The 18,666-nt window shown below is 64.6% G+C and carries 20 protein-coding genes; 13 read left to right on the forward strand and 7 right to left on the reverse strand.

Features of this window, described 5'->3' with window-relative positions:
- Positions 1 to 177 precede the first annotated feature (177 nt).
- The gene (locus tag AC72UB_RS12345; RefSeq protein WP_505190056.1) at positions 178 to 1,158 is read left to right on the forward strand and encodes a glycosyltransferase family 2 protein; all 981 of its coding nucleotides are present in this window, start codon (positions 178 to 180) and stop codon (positions 1,156 to 1,158) included.
- A gap of 2 nt (positions 1,159 to 1,160) precedes the next feature.
- Here AC72UB_RS12345 and AC72UB_RS12350 read toward each other — a convergent pair whose 3' ends face one another.
- From AC72UB_RS12350 to AC72UB_RS12365, 4 genes are all read right to left on the reverse strand, one after another.
- Positions 1,161 to 1,862 (reverse strand): class I SAM-dependent methyltransferase, encoded by a 702-nt coding sequence (locus AC72UB_RS12350; RefSeq protein ID WP_505190057.1) that lies wholly within the window; start codon positions 1,860 to 1,862, stop codon positions 1,161 to 1,163.
- A 78-nt stretch (positions 1,863 to 1,940) separates the two neighbouring features.
- Positions 1,941 to 3,173, reverse strand: a complete 1,233-nt coding sequence (gene pepT, locus AC72UB_RS12355; RefSeq protein WP_505190058.1) for a peptidase T — start codon at positions 3,171 to 3,173, stop codon at positions 1,941 to 1,943.
- A gap of 73 nt (positions 3,174 to 3,246) precedes the next feature.
- A complete protein-coding gene (locus tag AC72UB_RS12360; RefSeq protein WP_505190059.1) occupies positions 3,247 to 3,882 on the reverse strand; it encodes an NUDIX hydrolase in 636 nt (211 codons plus the stop codon).
- A complete protein-coding gene (locus AC72UB_RS12365; RefSeq protein ID WP_463291562.1) occupies positions 3,879 to 4,295 on the reverse strand; it encodes a DUF983 domain-containing protein in 417 nt (138 codons plus the stop codon). Before AC72UB_RS12365 ends, AC72UB_RS12360 begins: the two co-directional genes overlap by 4 nt.
- A gap of 201 nt (positions 4,296 to 4,496) precedes the next feature.
- On the opposite strand from AC72UB_RS12365, the gene AC72UB_RS12370 reads away from it, so the two are divergent.
- From AC72UB_RS12370 to AC72UB_RS12385, 4 genes are all read left to right on the forward strand, one after another.
- Positions 4,497 to 5,045, forward strand: coding sequence for an EF-hand domain-containing protein (locus AC72UB_RS12370; protein WP_505190060.1), 549 nt, complete (start codon positions 4,497 to 4,499; stop codon positions 5,043 to 5,045).
- Positions 5,046 to 5,121: 76 nt separating this feature from the next.
- Positions 5,122 to 5,736, forward strand: coding sequence for an RNA polymerase sigma factor (locus AC72UB_RS12375; RefSeq protein ID WP_505190061.1), 615 nt, complete (start codon positions 5,122 to 5,124; stop codon positions 5,734 to 5,736).
- Positions 5,737 to 5,748: 12 nt separating this feature from the next.
- On the forward strand, positions 5,749 to 6,105 hold the full coding sequence (locus tag AC72UB_RS12380) for a dihydroorotate dehydrogenase (RefSeq protein WP_505190062.1): 357 nt from the start codon (positions 5,749 to 5,751) through the stop codon (positions 6,103 to 6,105).
- Positions 6,106 to 6,176: 71 nt separating this feature from the next.
- Complete coding sequence (locus AC72UB_RS12385; RefSeq protein ID WP_505190063.1) at positions 6,177 to 6,656, forward strand: periplasmic heavy metal sensor; 480 nt, start codon at positions 6,177 to 6,179, stop codon at positions 6,654 to 6,656.
- On the opposite strand, the gene AC72UB_RS12390 is transcribed toward AC72UB_RS12385, so the two are convergent.
- Positions 6,653 to 8,194, reverse strand: coding sequence for a diguanylate cyclase (locus AC72UB_RS12390; RefSeq protein WP_505190064.1), 1,542 nt, complete (start codon positions 8,192 to 8,194; stop codon positions 6,653 to 6,655). The two genes, AC72UB_RS12385 and AC72UB_RS12390, sit on opposite strands and share 4 nt — an antisense overlap.
- Positions 8,195 to 8,332: 138 nt before the next feature.
- On the opposite strand from AC72UB_RS12390, the gene AC72UB_RS12395 reads away from it, so the two are divergent.
- The 3 genes from AC72UB_RS12395 (at position 8,333) to AC72UB_RS12405 (ending at position 11,058) form a co-directional block, all read left to right on the forward strand.
- Positions 8,333 to 8,614 carry a DUF3572 domain-containing protein gene (locus AC72UB_RS12395; RefSeq protein ID WP_505190065.1) on the forward strand — a complete coding sequence of 94 codons (282 nt, stop codon included), beginning with the start codon at positions 8,333 to 8,335 and terminating at the stop codon, positions 8,612 to 8,614.
- Between the two features lie 74 nt (positions 8,615 to 8,688).
- Entirely contained in the window at positions 8,689 to 9,381 is a 693-nt protein-coding gene (locus tag AC72UB_RS12400; protein ID WP_505190066.1) for an HAD family hydrolase, read from the forward strand.
- Between the two features lie 114 nt (positions 9,382 to 9,495).
- Positions 9,496 to 11,058, forward strand: a complete 1,563-nt coding sequence (locus AC72UB_RS12405) for a trimethylamine methyltransferase family protein (protein WP_505190067.1) — start codon at positions 9,496 to 9,498, stop codon at positions 11,056 to 11,058.
- Between the two features lie 69 nt (positions 11,059 to 11,127).
- On the opposite strand, the gene AC72UB_RS12410 is transcribed toward AC72UB_RS12405, so the two are convergent.
- Together AC72UB_RS12410 and AC72UB_RS12415 are read right to left on the reverse strand one after the other, a co-directional pair.
- Positions 11,128 to 12,270: a benzoate/H(+) symporter BenE family transporter gene (locus AC72UB_RS12410; RefSeq protein ID WP_505190068.1), complete on the reverse strand. Its 1,143-nt coding sequence runs from the start codon at positions 12,268 to 12,270 to the stop codon at positions 11,128 to 11,130.
- Positions 12,271 to 12,659: 389 nt separating this feature from the next.
- A complete protein-coding gene (locus tag AC72UB_RS12415; protein ID WP_505190069.1) occupies positions 12,660 to 12,878 on the reverse strand; it encodes a DUF1127 domain-containing protein in 219 nt (72 codons plus the stop codon).
- 293 nt (positions 12,879 to 13,171) lie between these two features.
- Between AC72UB_RS12415 and AC72UB_RS12420 the strand changes: the two genes are divergently transcribed.
- The 5 genes from AC72UB_RS12420 (at position 13,172) to AC72UB_RS12440 (ending at position 18,662) form a co-directional block, all read left to right on the forward strand.
- Positions 13,172 to 14,275: an Mrp/NBP35 family ATP-binding protein gene (locus AC72UB_RS12420; RefSeq protein ID WP_505190070.1), complete on the forward strand. Its 1,104-nt coding sequence runs from the start codon at positions 13,172 to 13,174 to the stop codon at positions 14,273 to 14,275.
- A gap of 676 nt (positions 14,276 to 14,951) precedes the next feature.
- Positions 14,952 to 15,464, forward strand: coding sequence for a division/cell wall cluster transcriptional repressor MraZ (locus AC72UB_RS12425; protein WP_463289602.1), 513 nt, complete (start codon positions 14,952 to 14,954; stop codon positions 15,462 to 15,464).
- A gap of 3 nt (positions 15,465 to 15,467) precedes the next feature.
- Complete coding sequence (gene rsmH / locus AC72UB_RS12430; protein ID WP_505190071.1) at positions 15,468 to 16,490, forward strand: 16S rRNA (cytosine(1402)-N(4))-methyltransferase RsmH; 1,023 nt, start codon at positions 15,468 to 15,470, stop codon at positions 16,488 to 16,490.
- A 1-nt stretch (position 16,491) separates the two neighbouring features.
- Positions 16,492 to 16,875 (forward strand): cell division protein FtsL, encoded by a 384-nt coding sequence (gene ftsL / locus AC72UB_RS12435; RefSeq protein WP_505190072.1) that lies wholly within the window; start codon positions 16,492 to 16,494, stop codon positions 16,873 to 16,875.
- Entirely contained in the window at positions 16,872 to 18,662 is a 1,791-nt protein-coding gene (locus tag AC72UB_RS12440) for a peptidoglycan D,D-transpeptidase FtsI family protein (protein ID WP_505190073.1), read from the forward strand. The genes ftsL and AC72UB_RS12440 overlap by 4 nt, the downstream gene beginning before the upstream one ends.
- The last annotated feature ends 4 nt before the right edge of the window (positions 18,663 to 18,666 follow it).

An 18,666-nucleotide genomic window follows, 5' to 3' on the forward strand; every position in this document is an offset into this window, starting at 1 on the left:
AGGCTTGCTCAAAACGGGAATCGCGGGTTGAGGCGGGAAAAGCGACATTTGTGATCACATGAAAAAATCTTGTGATCACAGTTAGCGCAAGCGGGGCCGCACGCCTTGGTTGCATGCCTTGATTGCAAGGGGGCTTTGGCTGAATTAGCGTAGGGTCAGGCCGTGTGGAGAATGTCGATGAGTGCCAGTTGGGCCGTGGTGGCGACGGTGGATGAGCCTGCCCCTTTGGTGGCCGCTTTCGTGGCGCATCATCTGAATGAGGGTGCGCGTGAGGTGCATCTGTTTTTGGACAAGCCCGACCCCGAGACGGTGGCGCTGATCCGGGACATGAAGGGTTGCAAGCTGACGCGCTGCAACAAGGACCATTGGGCCGCGCATAACAACGGCACGCGGCCTTATCTGCATACCCGCCGCCAGATCATCAACGCCAATATCGCCTATGCGGCTTGCCGGGCCGATTGGCTGGTGCATTGCGATGCGGATGAGTTCATTCGCGATGGCCGCGCGATGGCTGCGGAATTGGCCGAGGTGCCGGGCGCGCGGGATCATCTGCGGCTGCGGGTGTCGGAGCGGGTGATGCTGGCGGGGGTGGCGCAGAGGGGCCTCTTTGACGGGGTGTTTCGTCAGCCGATCGTGGAGGAGCCGCGGCGGTTGGAGGCGATCTATCATCCGGTGGAGGCGTTTCTGGACCGGGGGCTGACGGGGCATCCCAATGGCAAGGGCGTGGTGCGGACCGGGCGCGGCTACAAGCTGAACATCCATCAGCCGCAGGGCGATGTGCCGTCCTGGCCGATTGTGTCGACGCGGCTTTTGCATTTCGACGGGCTGACCGAGTTTCACTATCTGTTAAAGCTGTTGCGCCGGGCGCATGAAAAGCCCTTGCCCGGCCCGCCGCGCCACAAGTCGGGGCGGATGGCGCAATTGACGGCGATGAAGGAGCACGTGGGGGATCCAGAGTTTTTCCGCGCGCTGTTGGTGGGGCTGAAAACCTTGCGGCCGGATCAGATGGCATCGCTGACGGCGCTCGGGCTGATCGAGGAGGCGGCGTTTCGGCCCAATCTTGGCGGGTTGGCGCTGGATCTGGGGGTCGCGGGGTTTGACGCGATCTTGCGGGCGCGGCAGGCGGAGTTTTTGGCCAGCATCGGGTTTGAGGGCTGATCCTAGCGCAGGGGATGGGCCTGAATAAGCCACTGGCCGCGCGGCAGTTCGGTGGGCAAGGGCGTGGGGTCAAAGCCTGCGGCGCGGGCTGTTTGCAAAACATCGGACATGCGGTGATGCCACGGCGCGCGGTCGGGGTGGGTGACGACGCCGTCGGGTTGGCGGACCGGGCTGGCAAAGCGGTCGTCGGGGGCGATGAAGACGGTGAACATCAGCCAATCAAGCGCGGGAAAGCGGGCGTGGACCTGTGCGAGGCCGTGGGCCAGCATCGGCAGTGGTAGGTGCGTGAAGACCGCGAAGGCCATCGCGTGGGTGATGTGGTCGGGCAGGCCGGGAAAGTCGAAATTGGCATCCTCGATCAGGTGATCGGGGGAAAGGCGGGTTTTGTCGGCCAGTTCCACCTCATAGCCGCGCTGGAGGAGTGCGCCGGAAAGGTCGGTTGCCCAGTAGTGGTTGGGCATGAGATAGGGCACGAGGCGGCAGCCGAGCCGGAGCGAGCCTGCCCCGATGTCAAGGAAGTGGTGGTGCGGCTCCAACCCTGCGTGCAGGAGAAGCTGCATCTGGATCAGCCCCGTCTCCTCCCACCGGCCGCCGACGATGTCGCGGTGGCGGCCGCGTGCGAGGGCGTCGGCGTAAAAGCCGGGGGCATGGTAGGGCGAGATGGGGCGCTCATCGTCGCCATTCGGGCGCTCTTCGCGGGTCATGGTGGGCCTATGGTGGGTTTGGGGCTGGCCCCGGGGGCGCTGCCCCCGGACCCCTGGAGTATTTGGGCCAAGATGAAATCAGCGGGCGGCTTTTTGCACGAGGGTGAGCATTAGATCGGTGGCCACCGCCATATCTTGCACCGAGACCCATTCCAAAGGCCCGTGGATTTCCTGCATGCCGGTGAAGAGGTTCGGGCAGGGCACGCCCATTTCGGTGAGCCGCGAGCCATCGGTGCCGCCGCGAATGGGGACCGAGACGGGTTCAAGGCCAAGGGCGCGGGCGGCGTCGCGGGCGAGGTCGACGGGGGCCATGTTGGTTTCGAGCCAGTAGCGCATGTTGCGGTATTGCGGGGTGATGGTGCAGGTGATCTCGGCGCGGGGTTCGGTGGCAGCGACGGCGGCGCAGACGGCGCGCAGGATGTCGCCCTTTGCAGCCAGCCCCTCGCGTTCAAAGTCACGCAGGATGAAGTGCAGCGTCATCTGTGACGAGCCGCCGGACATATCGGTGGCGTGGATGAAGCCTTCGCGCCCTTCGGTCAGTTCGGGCAGCATCGTGTGTTGGGGCAGGGCGGCGATGATCTTGGCGGCAAGGTGAATGGCGTTGACCATTTTGCCTTTGGCGAGGCCCGGGTGGATCGAGACGCCCTTGATCTGGACGGTCGCGCCATCGGCGGAGAAGCTTTCGTATTCGATCTCGCCCAGTTTGCCGCCGTCGAAGGTATAGGCGAAGTCGACGCCCAGATCGGCGGGCAGGCGTTTATCGACACCGCGGCCGATTTCTTCATCGGGGGTGAAGGCGAGGCGGATCTTGCCGTGGGGGATGTGCGGGTTGGCCAGCAGGTGGCGGGCGGCGGTCATCAGGATGGCCACACCGGCCTTGTCGTCGGCGCCAAGGAGGGTGAGGCCGGAGGCGGTGACGATGTCATGGCCTTGTTTATGGGCCAGTTCGGGGGAGATTTCGGGGGTGAGTGTCAGCGTCGGGTCATCGGGGTAGGTGATGGCGCCGCCGTTGTAGCCGCGGATCACGCGGGGTTTGACGCCGGTGGCGTTGAACTGCGGTGCGGTGTCGACATGGGCGAGAAAGCCGATGGTGGGGCCGGGGGCGGTGGCGGGCAGGGTGGCGAGCACGGTGCCGTAGTCGGTGAGGGTGATGTCGGCGGCACCAATCTCGGTCAGTTCCTGCACCAGAAGGCGGGCCATATCGAGTTGGATCTGGGTGGAGGGCGCGGATCGGCTGGCTGCATCAGACTGGCTGTCGATGGCGCAATAGCGGGTGAGGCGGGTTTCGAGTTCTGTGTGCATGTCGGACATGGGCGCGCCTTTGATTTTTGCGCGCCAGTTGGGCCGGGCAAGCGGCCAGTGTCAACCCAATGTCAGCCGGGGTTCAAAGCCTGCGGAAGGTGGGGATGGGGCCGTAATTGTCGAAGAAGGGCACGCCCGGTTGATCGGCCCCGGAAAGAAGCGCGGTGATCTCGGCCAAGACCACCTCGGTGATGAAAGGCAGATCGAGGGCGCGGGCCTCTGCCAAGCCGATCCAGTGGAGATGGGACAGCTCGTCCGTGGCATCGCGGAAGGTCTCGGCATCGCCCATGACCCCTTGGGCCGGGACCAGAAAGAAGCGCGCATCAAAGCGGCGGGAGCGGCCGGGGGGGGTGATGGCGCGAAACACGAAGCGCAAGGGATGGGCGGGGTCGGGGCGCAGGCCGGTTTCTTCGTGCAACTCGCGCAGGGCGGCGCGGGCGAGGGTCGCGGGAGAGGGGGCGCCTTCGGGGCAATCGCGCGCGAGGCTGGCCTGGCAGGTGGCGTGCAGCAGTGGATCGGGGCCGTGGTGATCGTCCGGGTCCACGCCGCCGCCGGGAAACACGTATTTCGAGGGCATGAACACAGCCCCTGCGCCGCGTTGGCCCATGAGAATCTCACGCCCCTGTGCGCCGTCGCGCCACAGGATCACGGTGGCGGCCGGGCGGATCGGCTCGGCGGCGGGATCGGCCGGGGCTTGGGGGGCGGTCGTGGCGGTCATTGGGGGTCGTCTTGCGGATCGCCGTTGCCAAAGCCGTGCATCTTCTTGGACCATTGCAGGGCCACGAAGGCGCCTTTCAGGCGGGGCAGGAGAAAGAGTGAGAGGGCCACGGTGCCGGTCGAGAACATGGCGACCATCGTCCAAGGCTCGGGCCGCCAGTGGGAATAGACGAAAAGGATGAGGGGGGCGAGGATGTGGCCGACAATGAGGATGGTCACGTAGGCCGGCCCGTCATCGGCGCGGTGGTGGTGCAATTCGCAGCCGCAGACCGGGCAGCTGTCGCGGACGGTGAGATAGCCGCGCATCATCGGGCCTTGGCCGCAGTCAGGGCAGCGCCGGTGCCAGCCGCGCCGCACGGCGGGCCAGAAGGGGCGCTCTTCGGCGTCAAGCTCGGGGGTGGCGGCGTGGGTCATCGGGGTCTCGCGGTTGGTTGGGGCCAGATATAGCGCCGCATCGGGGGAAAGTTGAAGCGGCAATTCCCGGTCGGGCGGCTTTGTCGCAAGGGGTTTGCGCGGGCCTGCAAAAAATCTGCGACGGAAAGCCGGAGCGGCGACGTTTGAGGGTCATGAGGGGCAGGCAGGCACGCAGGCCCCGGAACGACTGGAGCGCAAGATATGACCCGCAATTTCAAACCCGCCGCTGTATTGGTGATCGCCCTGATGGGGGCCACGATCTCGACCGCCGCTGTGGCAGAGCGTGGCCCGATGGGGGGCATGATGGGGATGCCGAGCTTTGAGGAGTTGGACGTCGATAAGGATGGCCAGATCACCAAGGAGGAGTTGGCGGCCCGCCATGCGGCCCGGTTCACGCAGGCGGATGCCGATAAGGATGGCAAGCTGTCGGCTGAGGAGCTGATCGCGATGCGCGAGGCGGCAGAAGCCGGGCGCAAGGCCGAACGCGCCAAAGCCATGATGGCGCAGATTGACACCGATGCCGATGGCTTTGTCAGCGCGGCCGAGATGGAGGCCATGCCGATGATAGGACGGATGTTCGACAAGATGGATGACAACGCGGACGGGACCATTTCGAAAGACGAGATGGACGCGGTGCAGGCCCGCATGGCCGAGCATCGGGGTCAGGATCGTGGTCATGGCAAGGGTCACGGGATGGGCCACGGCAAAGAGGGTGGCGGCTTTTGGGGCTGGATGAGCGACAACAACTAAGCCGGAACAGAACTAAACCGGAAAAGGCTGGGCGGGTTTGCGCCCGCCCAGCCAAGCCGCTAATGCTAAAGGCCAGATGAGCATGCCCCGCGACACCGCGCCTGCGTTTGACAGCCGATCTGGGCTTGAGGCCCTTTCGGATGATGCGCTGCTGATCCTTTATGCGCGCGGCGATGCCGAGGCGGCGCGGGTCTTGACCGGGCGGCATTTGGGGCGGGTTTACGGTTTTGCTGCGCGGCTTTTGGGAGACCGGGCCGAGGCGGAGGATGTGGCGCAGGAGGCGATGCTGCGGATGTGGCGCGCGGCCGGCGAGTGGCGCAGCGGTGAGGCGCAACTCTCCAGTTGGCTTTACCGCGTGACGCTGAACCTGTGCACTGACCGTCAGCGCAAGGCGCGCCGCCGTCCGACCGAGGCCTTGGATCTGGTGGCCGAGCCTGCCGATGCGCGGGGCGATACCGAAGCCGCGCTGATGCAACGCGAGCGGATGGGGGCGCTGGAGGCCGGGTTGGCCACGCTGCCGGATCGTCAGCGGCAGGCGGTGGTCTTGCGCCATATTGAGGGGCTGACCAATCCCGAGATTGCCGAGATTATGGCTGTGGGGGTTGAGGCGGTTGAAAGCCTGACCGCGCGGGGCAAACGCGCGTTGACCGCCGCCTTGGCTGACCGCAAGTCGGCGCTGGGCTTGGAATGAGGAGAAGGCAGGATGACCAAAGACACCGTTGAGGATCTTTTCGCCGCCGCGCGGGTGGCCGTGCCCGCGCCGCCGCTGGGTCTGTCGGAACGGGTGCTGGCCGATGCGCTGGCTCATCAGGCCGACGCCGCGAGCCGCGTGCCGCTGCGCGCGCCAAGCCCGGCGCGGGTGGGCCTTTGGGACTGGCTGCGCGCAGGGCTTGGCGGTGGTGGGGCCATGGCGGGGATGGTGGCCGCGACGCTTGGGGGCCTTTACATCGGCTTTGCCGCCCCGGTGGAGACGGCGTTTCTGGGCGCGGCCTTGGGGATTGAGATGACTGAGATCGAGATGATGCCGGGCCTTGATGCCCTTTTGGACGAGGTGCCGTGATGACTGGGCAAAGCCAGACTGGGCAAAGCCAGACTGCGAAAAGCCAGACTGCGAAACCAGGTGAGCCGCCCGTGCCGCCTTCCAAGTCGGGGCGCGGGGTGCGGATCGCTTTGGCGATTTCGCTGGGGGTGAACCTTGCGGTTGTGGGGGTGTTTGCCGGGGCGATGCTGCGCGATGGGCATGGGATGCGCGGGGGGATGGTGCGCGATCTGGGATTTGGCCCCTTTACCGAGGCGCTGAGCCGCGAGGATCGGCGGGCGATGCGCGACAGCCTTTTTGAACGCGCCCCTGACATTCGCGAGGCGCGGCGGGTGCAGCGCGCCGATCTGGAAGGCTTGGTGGCGCTGCTGCGGGCTGAACCGTTTGACGCGGTGGCTTTTGCCGCCCGGATGGCCGATCAGCAGGGCCGGATGGAACGCCAGTTGCGCCTTGGGCAAGAGGTGTTGCAAGAGCGGATCGCCCAGATGTCGCCCGAAGCGCGGCGCGGTTTTGCTGACCGGCTGGAGGCTGGACTGGTGCGGGCCAAGGACGGGCGCAAGGCCGCCGATTAAGCGGCGCTGCGCCCGATGGTCACCTGATTGCGGCCCGCCGCCTTGGAGCGCATCAAGGCCCGGTCGGCCCGGTCGACGATTTCGGTCACGCTGTCCAGATGCGCCCGGGCGCACCCTCCTTCCGAGATGGCAAGGCCGATGGAGAGGGTGACGGGAAGGGCGCGCCCTTGGCCGATGTCAAAGGGGGCGTCTGACATCATGCTGCACAGCCGCTCAGCGATGGAGCGCGCTTCAGCCAAGGCGATGTCGGGCAGGGCGATGAGAAACTCTTCCCCGCCGATCCGCGCCAGAAGATCGCCCGCCCGCAGGTTTTGGCGCAGGCGTTCGGCCACTTGGACCAAGACCGCATCGCCCACGGCATGGCCGAAACGGTCATTGACCGATTTGAACTGGTCAATGTCGGCCACCAGAACGGCGAAGATGGCCCCGCTGGTCTGGGCCGCCTCAGCAATCGCCTGCATGCGGGCCAGACCGTAGCGGCGGTTGTGCAGTCCGGTGAGCGGGTCAATCATCGCGAGGCGCAGACGGTCGTTGACCGACAGGCGCAGCCGGTCTGCCTGCTGCTTGAGCGACAAAAGCCGCTGGAGACGCAGTGCGATTTCCTGCGCTGCGGTATCGGCATCGATCAGGTCATCAGCCCCAAGGTCAAAGGCCATGGCGGCCGAGGCATCTTCGGGCGTGGTGCGGTAAAGGGCAAAGCGCGCGTCGCGCGTCGCCGCGCGGCTGCGCAGGTCTGACATCAGGCGCAGGCCGCCGCCTTGCAACGGAAGGTCAGCCTCAATCACGAAGAGATCGGGGGTGGGGCCTTCGGCCAAGGCATTGGCGAGCGCCGCCTCAGCCGTGAGGCTGATGACGCGGCTGGTAAGTTTGCTGGCCAGATTGCGGCGCAGGAACAGGGCGGTTTCGGGCCGCTGCATCACAAGAGCGATGGTGCCGGGAAGGGCGGCTGTGCTGTCCGTCGGCTGGAAGGGCGCGGGCGCTTCGGCAAGGCCGGACATGATGGGTAAAGGTGGGCTGGGCGAGGGTAGGCTGGGAGTGCGGAGGGGTAGGTCAAGGTCGGCAAAGCCAAGATCGGGCCGCCCGAGATCGGCGAACCCGAGATCGGTGAGGTCAAGATCAGCTGCCTCAGCGATGGGATCAAACCCCATGCTGAGGCCTGAAAGCGCCCCATCTGCGCGCATGAGGCTGCGGATGCGCGCCAAAAGCGTTTGGTCATCAATGGGTTTGACCAAGAAATCGTCGGCCCCGGCCTGAAACGCCGCAATGCGGCCCGCCGGGCCCTGACGGGCGGACAACACCACAACCGGCACGCGTCGGGTCTGCGGATCGGCGCGCAGCTGGCGCAAAACTTCGGTCCCGGGCATATCGGGCAGATTGCAGTCCAGAAGGATCAGGGCTGGGGCCTGCGCTTTGGCCAAGGCGAGGCAGCTGGTCCCATCCGCTGCCACGACGGGCAGATAGCCGGCCGCGGTCAGCTTGACCTTCATGACGATGCGATTGGTCGCCACATCATCGACGATGAGAATTTTGCCGCCCATTGCCTTTTGTCCAGTTCCGCCTGACTGGTCTCACAATGCGGATCAACTGGTTAAGAAATCCTTTCCGAACCTTTCCAAAAGGGTAATTGATGTGGGGATGATTTATGAAAACATGTGGAAAACTCGGGGGAAAACGCCATGAACCGGCAAGAAGCCGCTGAAACCCTTGCCCTGCAGGCGCTGGGTTGGTTGCTGTCGCAACCCGAAGAGCTGGGCGGGTTCCTGTCCGCCTCGGGGGCCGCGCCGGGGGATCTGGCGCATCTGGCGCGCGATCCGGTGTTTCTGGCGGCGCTGGTGGATTACCTTTTGGAAACCGATGACCGGGTTCTGGCCTGCACCAAAGATCTGGGCCTGCCACCCACGGCGCTGGGCGAGGCGCGTCACGGCCTGCCGGGCGGGCGTGATCCGCACTGGACCTGACGCGCCCGTCGCGCCATCTTGGCGCCCGATCACGCAAGGGCCGCTGATGCGGCCGCAACAAGGACAGTCTGACGATGGACGCGGCGATTTTCGACAAGGACGGCACGCTTTTTGACTTTCGCGCCACATGGGGCGGCTGGACGGCGCGGGCGATTGACCATCTGGCGGGTCATGGGGCCGATCGCGCCCTGCTGGCGCGGCGCTTGGGCTATGATGTGGCGGCGGGGGTCTTTGCCAAGGATAGCCCGGTGATTGCGTCAACCACGCCGGAACTTGTTGATATCATGCATGGGTTTGTGCCGCGGATGGACAAGGGCCAGCTTTTGGACAGTTTGTCTGAGCTCTCTGCCGCCGCCCCGCAGGCCCCGGCGGCCCCCTTGCGCCCGGTCTTTGAGGCGCTGAAGGCGCGGGGGTTGAAGCTCGGCCTTGCCACCAATGACACCGAGGCCCCGGCGCGCGCGCATTTGGCGGGGGCCGGGGTGCTCGACCTCTTTGATTTCGTTGCGGGCTGCGATTCTGGCTGGGGCGGCAAGCCTGCGCCGGGCCAGCTTTTGGCCTTTGCAGGCCGGGTCGGGGTGGACCCTGCGCGGTCGGTGATGGTGGGCGACAGCCTGCATGATCTGCACGCGGGCCGGGACGCGGGGATGAAGCGCGCGGCTGTGCTGACCGGCATTGCCGAGGCGGGCGAATTGGCGCCCCATGCCGATGTGGTCTTGCCCGATATCAGCCATCTAGCGGCGTGGATAGACGAACAGCGCCGGTCATAACCTGCGCTTGATGCAAAAACGACAAATTGTGTCGGTAATTTGGTTCGCGCCGCGCAAGGCTTTCGTTCATCTTGGCCAAAAGCCCAAAGGCGGGCTGTCACGATGGAGCCGAAGATGACCGATGATACCGCAGCACGCAAGCGCAGCCGCGCCGGGGGACGGGCGGGCAATAAGATTCGGGCAGGCTCGGCCGTTATCGATCAGATGCCGTGGCGTATCCCGGTCAACCCCGACCGCCCCATCGAGCCGATGGACGCCGATGGCGTGCAAGCGGTTCACAAGGGCACGATGCGCATCCTGCGTGACATCGGGATTGAGTTTCTGAACCCCGAGGCGGTGTCTTTGCTGAAGCAGGCGGGCTGCCTTGTGAACGGCACCAATGTGCGTATGGACGAAGATTTCGTCATGGAAATGATCGGTCATGCGCCCGAGACCTTTACCATCACCCCGCGCAACCCCGAGCGCGAAGTGATCATGGGCGGCAAGCACATGCTGTTCGTCAACGTCTCATCGCCGCCCAACGCTTGGGACATGGAGCGCGGCAAACGCTCGGGCGATTTTGAGACGTTCAAGGAATTCATGAAGCTGACGCAGTATTTCAACTGCATTCATATTGCCGGCGGCTATCCGGTGGAGCCGGTGGATATTCACGCAAGCGTGCGCCATCTGGATTGCCTGTATGAAAAGCTGACGCTGACCGACAAGGTGTGCCACGCTTATAGCTTGGGGGCTGAACGGGTTGAGGATGTGATGGAGATGGTCCGCATCGCGGGCGGTCTGAGCCATGACGAATTTGACGCCAAGCCCCGGATGTACACCAACATCAACTCGGTCAGCCCGTTGAAGCATGACTTCCCGATGCTGGACGGGGCCTTGCGTCTGGCGCGGCGTGGCCAGCCGGTGGTGATCACGCCCTTTACGCTGGCCGGAGCGATGGCGCCTGTCACGATGTCGGGCGCGGTGACGCTGTCGATGGCGGAAGGTTTGGCGGCGGCGGCCTTGCTGCAATATGTCAACCCCGGCTGCCCGATCGCGCTGGGCACCTTCACCTCGAACGTCGATATGAAATCAGGTGCGCCGGCCTTTGGCACGCCGGAATACATGCGGGCAACGCAGATGACGGGCCAGATGGTGCGCCATTATAAGCTGCCCCTGCGCTCGTCGGGGGTCTGTGCGGCCAACGTGCCGGATGGGCAGGCGATGTGGGAAACCTCGAACAGCCTTTGGGCGGCGGTGCAAAGCCGCACCAATATGGTCTATCACGCGGCGGGTTGGCTCGAAGGGGGGCTGATCGCCTCGCCCGAGAAGTTCATCATGGACTGCGAAGTCCTGCAGATGATCCAGCGCTATTTCGAAGAGCCGATCTGGGCGACGACCGAGGATGACATCGCGATTGATGCCATTCGCGAAGTGGGGGCGGGCGGGCATTACTTTGGCTGCCAGCACACGCAAGACCGCTATCAGACGGCGTTCTACCAGCCCTTCGTCAGCGATTGGCGCAATTATGAGGCCTGGCAAGCCGATGGCGCGCTGTGGACGCCCGAGCGGGCGCATCGGATCTATAAGCAGATCATGGCTGAGTTTGAGGCGCCGGAGATGAATGGCGATCATCAGGAAGAGCTGAAACGCTTTGTCGCCAAGCGCAAGCAAGAGGGCGGCGCGCCGACGGACTTCTGATCCCTCCTCGGGCGACTTCGTCTTCTCGTCGGGGGTATCTCGACGCGCGACCCGCCCTGCGACGAGAGGTTAGCGCCGCGCTTTTTCCAGCGCCTGCAGGCCCAATCCGGCCAAAAGCCCCCAAAAGGCTGCGCCAATGCCAAAGGCGGCGACGCCGCTCGCGGTGACCACCAGTGTGACGGTGGCAGCAAAGCGCGCCTCAGGGGCGGCGAAGGCCCCGCTGAGCGCGCCCATCAGCGGGCCAAGAAGCGCGAGCGCCACCAAGGCCACCATCAGTGCGGGCGGCAGGGCGGCCAAGAGCGCCAGAATGGCGGGGCTGAAGAGGCCAAGTGCGGCCCAAAACCCGGCATAGACCACGCCTGCTTTCCAGCGCTGGGCGGCATCGGGGTGGGTGTCCGGTCCCATGCAGATGGCCGCCGTAATGGCCGCCATGGAGGTGGTGTGCGCGCCAAATAGCCCGGAGATTGCCGATAAAAGCCCGGTTGCGACCAGTCCCGCCTGCACGGGGGGCGCATAGCCATGGGCGCGCAGCGTGGCAAAGCCGGGCAGGTTTTGCGAGGCCATGGTGACGAGATAGAGCGGCAGCCCTAGGCCTAAAAGCACGTCAAGTCGCAGCTCTGGCGCGATGAAGGTCAGGTTGGGGGCGGGCAGCGTCAGTGGCGGAAAGACCGCGCCGCCAAGCGTGAAGGCCATGGCCAGACCCAGACCAAGGGCCGCCAGAACCGCCAGCGCGGGGTTCTTCAGCCGCACCAGCACAAAGACCGCGATCATCGGCAAGACGAGGGCGGGCAGGGCTTGGGCGGCCCCGGCACCTTTGAGGCAAAAGGGCAAGAGGACCCCAGCCAGCATGCCCGCCGCGACCCCGTCGGGGATCAGCGCTACGGCCCGGCCCAAGGGCTTGATGACGCCGGTCAGCGCGATCAAGAGCCCGGCCAGCACAAAGGCGGCCACCGCCTCGGCCAGGGTCACGCCTTGGGTGGCGGCGATCAGGGCTGCACCGGGTGTGGACCAAGCCAGCACCACCGGCACCTTTGTGGTGATCGACAAAAGCGCGGATCCGATGGCCTTGGCCAGGCAGACCGCCAGCACCCAGCTTGCGGTTTGTTCGGGGCTGGCCCCGACGGCGGTTGCCGCCGACAGCACCAGCGCGATGGTCGAGCCATAGCCGACAAGCGCCGCCACGAGGGCTGAAGAAATGACGGATGCCCGCATGAACGCTCCTGAATTCGGGGCGACTATCGCGGGGTCTTTGGGGGGATGCAAGGCTGGGGGGATGAGATGCGGCGACCCCGAGGGAGGAGGAGAGAGGCCGCCGCGTGTCCGTTTGGCCCAAGGGATGAGGAGGGCCAGCGGATGAGGTGACGGGGTTCAACGAGGGTCAAACCACCGCCCTGCCGCCGGGCCCCGAGGGAAGGGGAGGGCCCAAGCGATATTCGGGTGCGGCACCCCCGAGGGAGGAGGAGAAGGGGGTGCCGCTGATCCGATCGGCCCAAGGGAGGAGGAGAGGACCGGTCGAAGCTGTGAAACGGGCGGTCGGATCGAAAGGGTCTTGGCGCCGCGTCTATTCTGGAGGCCCCAAGCTGGATGGGGCCCGTGTGATCTTATTTGCCGTAAGCGGCATCCTTGGCCACCGCCGGGATCATCAGGCGGTGCAGACCCAGATCGGCCAGTTCACGGTCGGTCAGGGCGTTCAATTCGGTCACCGTCTGAAGATAGACTCGGTGACGCTGCGTGAGCTTTTGCAGCTTGTGCATCTGGTGCTGCACCAGATCGCGAAGGGCCCAACCAACGGGACGAACAGATGAATTCACATATGCCATGATGGCCTCAATTCCTTTTGCTCTTGGGGGCGGTTTCATCGCATCTGCGGTTTGCATCTGCGCCGTCCTCTTTGTGTTAGTGCAAACATGGGGTAAATGCTGCGGCTGCACAATTACCCACCTGCGCAATGCTGCCATGCAGCAAGCGCATGACTCGGCGTCACGAAAATGATAAACTTTACAACATCTTCGCTGAAAATTTGAGCATTTGGTCAACGCACTCTTGCCCTTTGCCTCAAAGCACACAACTGTGCTGAAATGACGGGCGATGAGCGAAAAACGCGGGGGCGGAGATGGCACTTGATCTGGCGACGGTGAACCGGGTTCTGGCGGGGGTCTCTTGCCCCGGCGGGGGCGATCTTGTCAGCCGGGACCTTGTTCGGGCGCTGAGCGTTGAGGGCGAGGCGGTGCGATTCGTGCTGGAAGCGGCCTCGGCCGAGGATGCGCGGGCGTTGGGTCCGGTGCAGGCGGCCGCCGAGGCGGCGCTGCGCGCGGCGGGGGCAAGCTCGGTGCAGATCGTGATGACGGCGCATGGTCCGGCGGGGCGGCCCGCGCCCAAGGCCCCGGCGCCCGGGCCTGAGGGGCAACCGCCCAGCCTGAAGATCGGCCAGCACCCGACGCCGCATCAGGGCGGGCCGCAGCCGATTGCGGGGATTGCCAATATCATCGTCGTGGGGTCGGGCAAGGGCGGGGTGGGCAAATCCACCGTATCGTCGAACCTTGCCGTGGCGCTGGCGCGTCAAGGCCGCCGGGTGGGGCTTTTGGATGCCGACATCTATGGTCCGAGCCAGCCGCGCATGATGGGGGTGAACAAACGCCCCGCCTCGCCTGATGGCAAGCTGATCGAGCCGGTGCAGGCCCACGGCGTCACCATGATGTCTTTGGGGCTGATGCTGAAGGACGACGAGGCCGTGGTGTGGCGTGGCCCGATGATCATGGGGGCCTTGCAGCAGCTGTTGGGGCAGGTGCTTTGGGGTGAGTTGGATGTGCTGATCATCGACCTGCCGCCGGGGACGGGGGATATTCAGCTGACGCTGGGCCAGCGCACCAAGCTGTCGGGCGCGGTGGTGGTGTCGACGCCGCAGGATGTGGCGATGCTGGATGCCAAGAAGGCGATCGACATGTTCCAAAAGCTGAAGACCCCAATCCTGGGGTTGATCGAGAACATGTCGACCTATGTCTGCCCGAACTGCGGCCATGAAGAGCATCTCTTTGGCCATGGCGGGGTGGCGGCCGAGGCCAAGCGGCTGGGTGTGCCGCTGCTCGGTGAGTTGCCTCTGGCGCTGGAGGTTCGTTTGGCCGGTGATGCCGGGCGGCCTGTGGCGGCCGATGAGGGGCCTGCGGCCGAGGCCTATGCCCGCATTGCCCGCACGCTGATCGCGCAAGGCGTGGCCTGAGGCCATAAGCGCCCGGTTTTGCGGCGGCTGGGGGCGTCTCTTTTGGATGGGATGGCGCGGGATTTTGCCCGGTTCACCGGGTTTGCGGCGAATCACCTTACGGGATTTCACGGGAAAACTTGAGGAAACGCTGGTTTCTTAAGGCTGTGCGGCAAGCTGCTGGCGCGATGTTCCCTTTATGTCCAGATCGTTGCCAGTGGCAATGAAAAAAACTTGGGATTTCGTGGGTGGGAGTCCCGCAGTGTCTTGCCCCTATATATAGCGGTTCACCATCCTGTGAGGTCAACCTGTTGCAGGGCTTGCGGCCTTTGCGCCACAAAATCCTGTTTTCCGACCCTTATCTGCACAAGATATGCCCATCGCTATCCAAAGTTTTCCATTGCATCCCATGAATTCCCATGGCATCCCTTGTGCATCGAAAGACGAAGCGGTCAAAAAAACGCGAGGGGCGGCGCAAGACCCCGAACAAGGCGAAAAAAGACAGGCTCATACAGGCAACCGCCTTCGTCGATTGAGACAAAGAGATCCGGCGCGCGAGCGAGCAGACATCTCCCCCAGGTGGCAAGCGCGTAGGACGCCCAGCGATGGGACAGTGGGCGGATCGGGTAGTGGCAGCAACCCGATCCGCCTTTTCTATTTCCGGGGCTCGCGCCCCAACAACGGAGCCGCAAGGCCAATGACGAGCGAGGCGTTCAGAGGCGAATTCTACCAAAAGGTAGATGCCAAGGCCCGGGTGTCGATCCCGGCGGCCTTTCGCCGCATTCTGGAAGCTGAAGACCCCGTCTCCGACCAAAACCCCCGCGCACGCGTTTACATGGTCTACGGTGGCAAGAACCGCCGGTTCGTGGAGTGCTATTCGCGCGTGGGCGCAGATGCGCTGGCCGCCAAGATCGAAGCGATGGAGCTGGGCAGCCCTGAGCGCGACCGCGCCGAGCGGGACCTGATCAGCCGGTCAGTGATGATCGAGGTTGAGCCTGATGGCCGCATCGTTCTGCCGGTCAAGGTGCGCGAGAAAATGGGCTTTGCGGGCGACGATCTGGTGGGCGGCGGCGAGGCTGCCTTTGCCGGGTTCACCAACCGCTTTAAGCTCTATCGCCGCGAAGTCTATGAGGCGGAGCTTGCCGAAGATGACGATGATGACGGCGTTGATCCCTTGGCCCTTGTGGGGCGTGCGACGCGGAGCGGGTAAGGTATGACCCACAGCGCAGCCCTGCCAGACAGCGCTTTTCCTGACCGCGCCCCGCATATTCCGGTTCTTCTCACCCCTCTTTTGGCGGCTGTTGCCCCTGTGCAGGGCATCTGGCTGGATGGCACCTTTGGCGCGGGCGGCTATAGCAAGGGCCTGTTGGCCGCTGGCGCGTCTTGTGTGATTGGCGTGGACCGCGACCCTTTGGCCTTGCAGATGGCGCAGGCTTGGGCGGGTGATTATGGTGATCGGCTTCGGCTGGTGGCGGGCAATTTCTCGGAGCTGGATCGCTATTCCGATGAGGCGCTGGATGGCATCGTCTTGGATCTGGGCGTGTCCTCGATGCAGCTTGATCTGGCCGAGCGCGGGTTTTCGTTCCAAAAGGACGGCCCCTTGGACATGCGGATGAGCCAAGATGGCCCTTCGGCTGCCGATCTGGTCAATACGGCCGATGAAGCGGTGCTGGCCGATATTCTCTATCATTATGGTGAAGAACACGCCTCACGCCGCATCGCGCGGGCCATTGTGGCGGCGCGGACGCTGGCGCCGATCACCACCACGCTGCAACTGGCTGAGATCGTGTCGAAATGCCTGCCGCGCCCGAAGCCGGGGCAAAGCCACCCCGCGACGCGCAGCTTTCAAGCGATCCGCATCGCGGTGAACACCGAGTTTTCCGAACTGGCCGAAGGGCTTATGGCGGCAGAGCGCGCGCTGAAGCCTGGTGGCAAGCTGGCGGTTGTGACCTTTCACAGCCTTGAGGACCGCATTGTGAAGCGGTTCTTGCAGCTGGCCTCGGGCAACGAATCCAACACCAACCGCTATGCGCCCGCCCGCGCTGATACCACGGCGCGCTTTGCGCTGGTCACCCGCCGCGCGGTGGGGCCGGATGAGGCGGAGCTGGCGCAAAACCCGCGTTCCCGCAGCGCCAAGCTGCGCGTGGCCATCCGCACCGAGGCCCCGGCGCGGGCGGTCGATCCCGCCGATCTGGGTGTGCCGCAACTGACCCTGCCGAAGAAAGGACGCCGCTGACATGCGCCCGCTTCTTTATGTTCTGTCCTTCCTTGCCGTCTTGGGCCTTGGCTTTTGGGCTTACCGCGAGAATTACACGACCCAAAGCGCGCTGCGCGATGTGGCTGATCTGCAAGATGAAATTGCCACGTTGCATGAGTCTCTGGCGATCCAGCGTGCCGAGTGGGCCCATTTGAACCGGCCCGAGCGGCTGCGCGATCTGGCGGTGTTGAACTTTGATCGGTTGGGGCTGATGCCGATGGAGCCGCACCAGTTTGGTCGTGGCACCGAAGTGGCCTATCCACCGCCGCCTGCCTTGGCCGACAGCGTGTCTGATCTGGCCATTGAGGCCCCCGTTGATGTTTCCGGCACCCTAAATGCTGACCCCGAGGTGCAAAGCCCATGATCCGCACGCCCCTTCGCCCCCTTGCCCGCATCCTGCATGCCCGCGCCACCGGCGGCAGTCCTGAGGCCATCGAGCGTGACAATCTGCGCGAACGCAATGAGGCGCTGCGCGAGCGCGCCCGTGGGCGGGCGCAATTGCGGCTGTTGTTTCTGTGTATGTGCTTTTTCTCGGCCTTCACGGTGGTCGGCGCGCGGATGGGCATGTTGGCCGCCTCGGAACCGATGGAGCCGCGCAGCGCGGGGGCGACGAACAACATCGCCCAAGGCCGGGCTGACATCGTGGATCGCAATGGCCGGGTTTTGGCCACCAATATGCTGACCCATGCGCTGTATGCTCAGACCAAAGACCTGATCGACCCCGCCCGCGCTGCACGCGAGTTGGCGGCGATCTTCCCGGAATTGGACGCCGCCACCTTGGAGCGCCGCTTTACCGATGGCCGCAGTTTCCTTTGGGTGCGCAAGGTGATGTCGCCGGAACAGATGCAGGCGGTGCACAATATCGGCGAGCCGGGTCTGTTGTTTGGCCCGCGCGAGATGCGGCTTTATCCCAATGGCCCGTTGGCTGCCCATATCCTTGGCGGGGCCTCGTTCGGGGCCGAGGGCGTGGACAGCGCCGAGGTGATCGGCACGGCGGGGATTGAAAAGGCGCTGGATGCGCGGCTGCGTGACCCGGCACAGGCGGGGACGCCGTTGGAGCTTTCGATTGATCTCAGCGTGCAGGCCACGGTGGAAGAGGTGCTGGAAACTGGCGTGCGCCAGTATGAGGCCAAGGGCGGCGCGGTGATCTTGATGGATGTGCGCACCGGTGAGATTGCGGCCATGGCGTCTTATCCGTCGTTTGACCCGAATGACCGTCCGAACCCCTTGGCCGACCCCAAGGCCGAGCCGGGCGATAGTGTATTGTTCAACCGTGCGGTGCAGGGGGTGTATGAGCTGGGCTCGACCTTCAAGATCTTTGCCGCCGCGCAGGCGATGGATCTGGGTTTGGTGACCCCTGATACCCCGGTGGACACCCAAAGCCTCAGCGTGGGCAGAAAGCGGTTCTCGGAGTTTGACAACAAGAAATATGGCCCGACCAAAACCGTGGCCGAGGTGATGGAAGTGTCGTCGAACATCGGCACCGGACATATCGCCTTAATGATTGGGGCTGAGCGGCAAAAGGCGTTTTACAAGGCCTTGGGCCTGTTGGACCCGTCGCCGGTGGAACTGGTCGAAGCGCCGGGCGCGCGGCCTTTGGTACCCAAGAAATGGCCCGATGTGGTGACGGTGACGGCAAGCTTTGGGCATGGCATGTCCTCAAGCCCGCTGAACCTTGCCGCGGCCTATGCGACGATTGCCAATGGCGGCATCAAGGTGACGCCGACCCTATTGCACCGCAACGAGGTGATGATCGGCCCGCGCGTGCTGTCTGAACAGGCAGCGTTGGATTCGATCATCATGCTGCGCCGGGTGGTGACCAATGGCACGGCCTCAATGGCGAAGATGGATGAATACGCCATTGGCGGCAAAACCGGCACCGCCGACAAGCCGATGCGCGGGGGCGGGTATTATGAGGATAAGGTGATCACGACCTTCGCCTCGGTCTTCCCAACTGAGGCGCCGAAATACGTGCTTTTGGTGACGCTGGACGAGCCGATTGACCGCACCGGCCCCGAAGTGCGCCGCACAGCCGGTTGGACGGCTGTGCCGGTGGCGGCGGAAATCGTGCGGCGGAGTGCGCCCTTGCTTGGCCTGCGCCCAGCCATTGCAGCCCCAGCCCTTGATGGGTTAACAGCCGTCAATCAATAGATCT

Origin of the sequence: Allotabrizicola aquatica (SeqCode), from assembly GCF_965194375.1 — a bacterium.
GTDB lineage: Bacteria > Pseudomonadota > Alphaproteobacteria > Rhodobacterales > Rhodobacteraceae > Tabrizicola_A > Tabrizicola_A aquatica.

Coding starts and splice junctions, on each gene's coding strand:
- AC72UB_RS12345 (WP_505190056.1), top strand. CDS start 178: ATGAGTGCCAGTTGGGCCGTGGTGGCGACGGTGGATGAGCCTGCCCCT.
- AC72UB_RS12350 (WP_505190057.1), bottom strand. CDS start 1,862: ATGACCCGCGAAGAGCGCCCGAATGGCGACGATGAGCGCCCCATCTCG.
- pepT (WP_505190058.1), bottom strand. CDS start 3,173: ATGTCCGACATGCACACAGAACTCGAAACCCGCCTCACCCGCTATTGC.
- AC72UB_RS12360 (WP_505190059.1), bottom strand. CDS start 3,882: ATGACCGCCACGACCGCCCCCCAAGCCCCGGCCGATCCCGCCGCCGAG.
- AC72UB_RS12365 (WP_463291562.1), bottom strand. CDS start 4,295: ATGACCCACGCCGCCACCCCCGAGCTTGACGCCGAAGAGCGCCCCTTC.
- AC72UB_RS12370 (WP_505190060.1), top strand. CDS start 4,497: ATGACCCGCAATTTCAAACCCGCCGCTGTATTGGTGATCGCCCTGATG.
- AC72UB_RS12375 (WP_505190061.1), top strand. CDS start 5,122: ATGAGCATGCCCCGCGACACCGCGCCTGCGTTTGACAGCCGATCTGGG.
- AC72UB_RS12380 (WP_505190062.1), top strand. CDS start 5,749: ATGACCAAAGACACCGTTGAGGATCTTTTCGCCGCCGCGCGGGTGGCC.
- AC72UB_RS12390 (WP_505190064.1), bottom strand. CDS start 8,194: ATGGGCGGCAAAATTCTCATCGTCGATGATGTGGCGACCAATCGCATC.
- AC72UB_RS12395 (WP_505190065.1), top strand. CDS start 8,333: ATGAACCGGCAAGAAGCCGCTGAAACCCTTGCCCTGCAGGCGCTGGGT.
- AC72UB_RS12400 (WP_505190066.1), top strand. CDS start 8,689: ATGGACGCGGCGATTTTCGACAAGGACGGCACGCTTTTTGACTTTCGC.
- AC72UB_RS12405 (WP_505190067.1), top strand. CDS start 9,496: ATGACCGATGATACCGCAGCACGCAAGCGCAGCCGCGCCGGGGGACGG.
- AC72UB_RS12410 (WP_505190068.1), bottom strand. CDS start 12,270: ATGCGGGCATCCGTCATTTCTTCAGCCCTCGTGGCGGCGCTTGTCGGC.
- AC72UB_RS12415 (WP_505190069.1), bottom strand. CDS start 12,878: ATGGCATATGTGAATTCATCTGTTCGTCCCGTTGGTTGGGCCCTTCGC.
- AC72UB_RS12420 (WP_505190070.1), top strand. CDS start 13,172: ATGGCACTTGATCTGGCGACGGTGAACCGGGTTCTGGCGGGGGTCTCT.
- AC72UB_RS12425 (WP_463289602.1), top strand. CDS start 14,952: ATGACGAGCGAGGCGTTCAGAGGCGAATTCTACCAAAAGGTAGATGCC.
- rsmH (WP_505190071.1), top strand. CDS start 15,468: ATGACCCACAGCGCAGCCCTGCCAGACAGCGCTTTTCCTGACCGCGCC.
- ftsL (WP_505190072.1), top strand. CDS start 16,492: ATGCGCCCGCTTCTTTATGTTCTGTCCTTCCTTGCCGTCTTGGGCCTT.
- AC72UB_RS12440 (WP_505190073.1), top strand. CDS start 16,872: ATGATCCGCACGCCCCTTCGCCCCCTTGCCCGCATCCTGCATGCCCGC.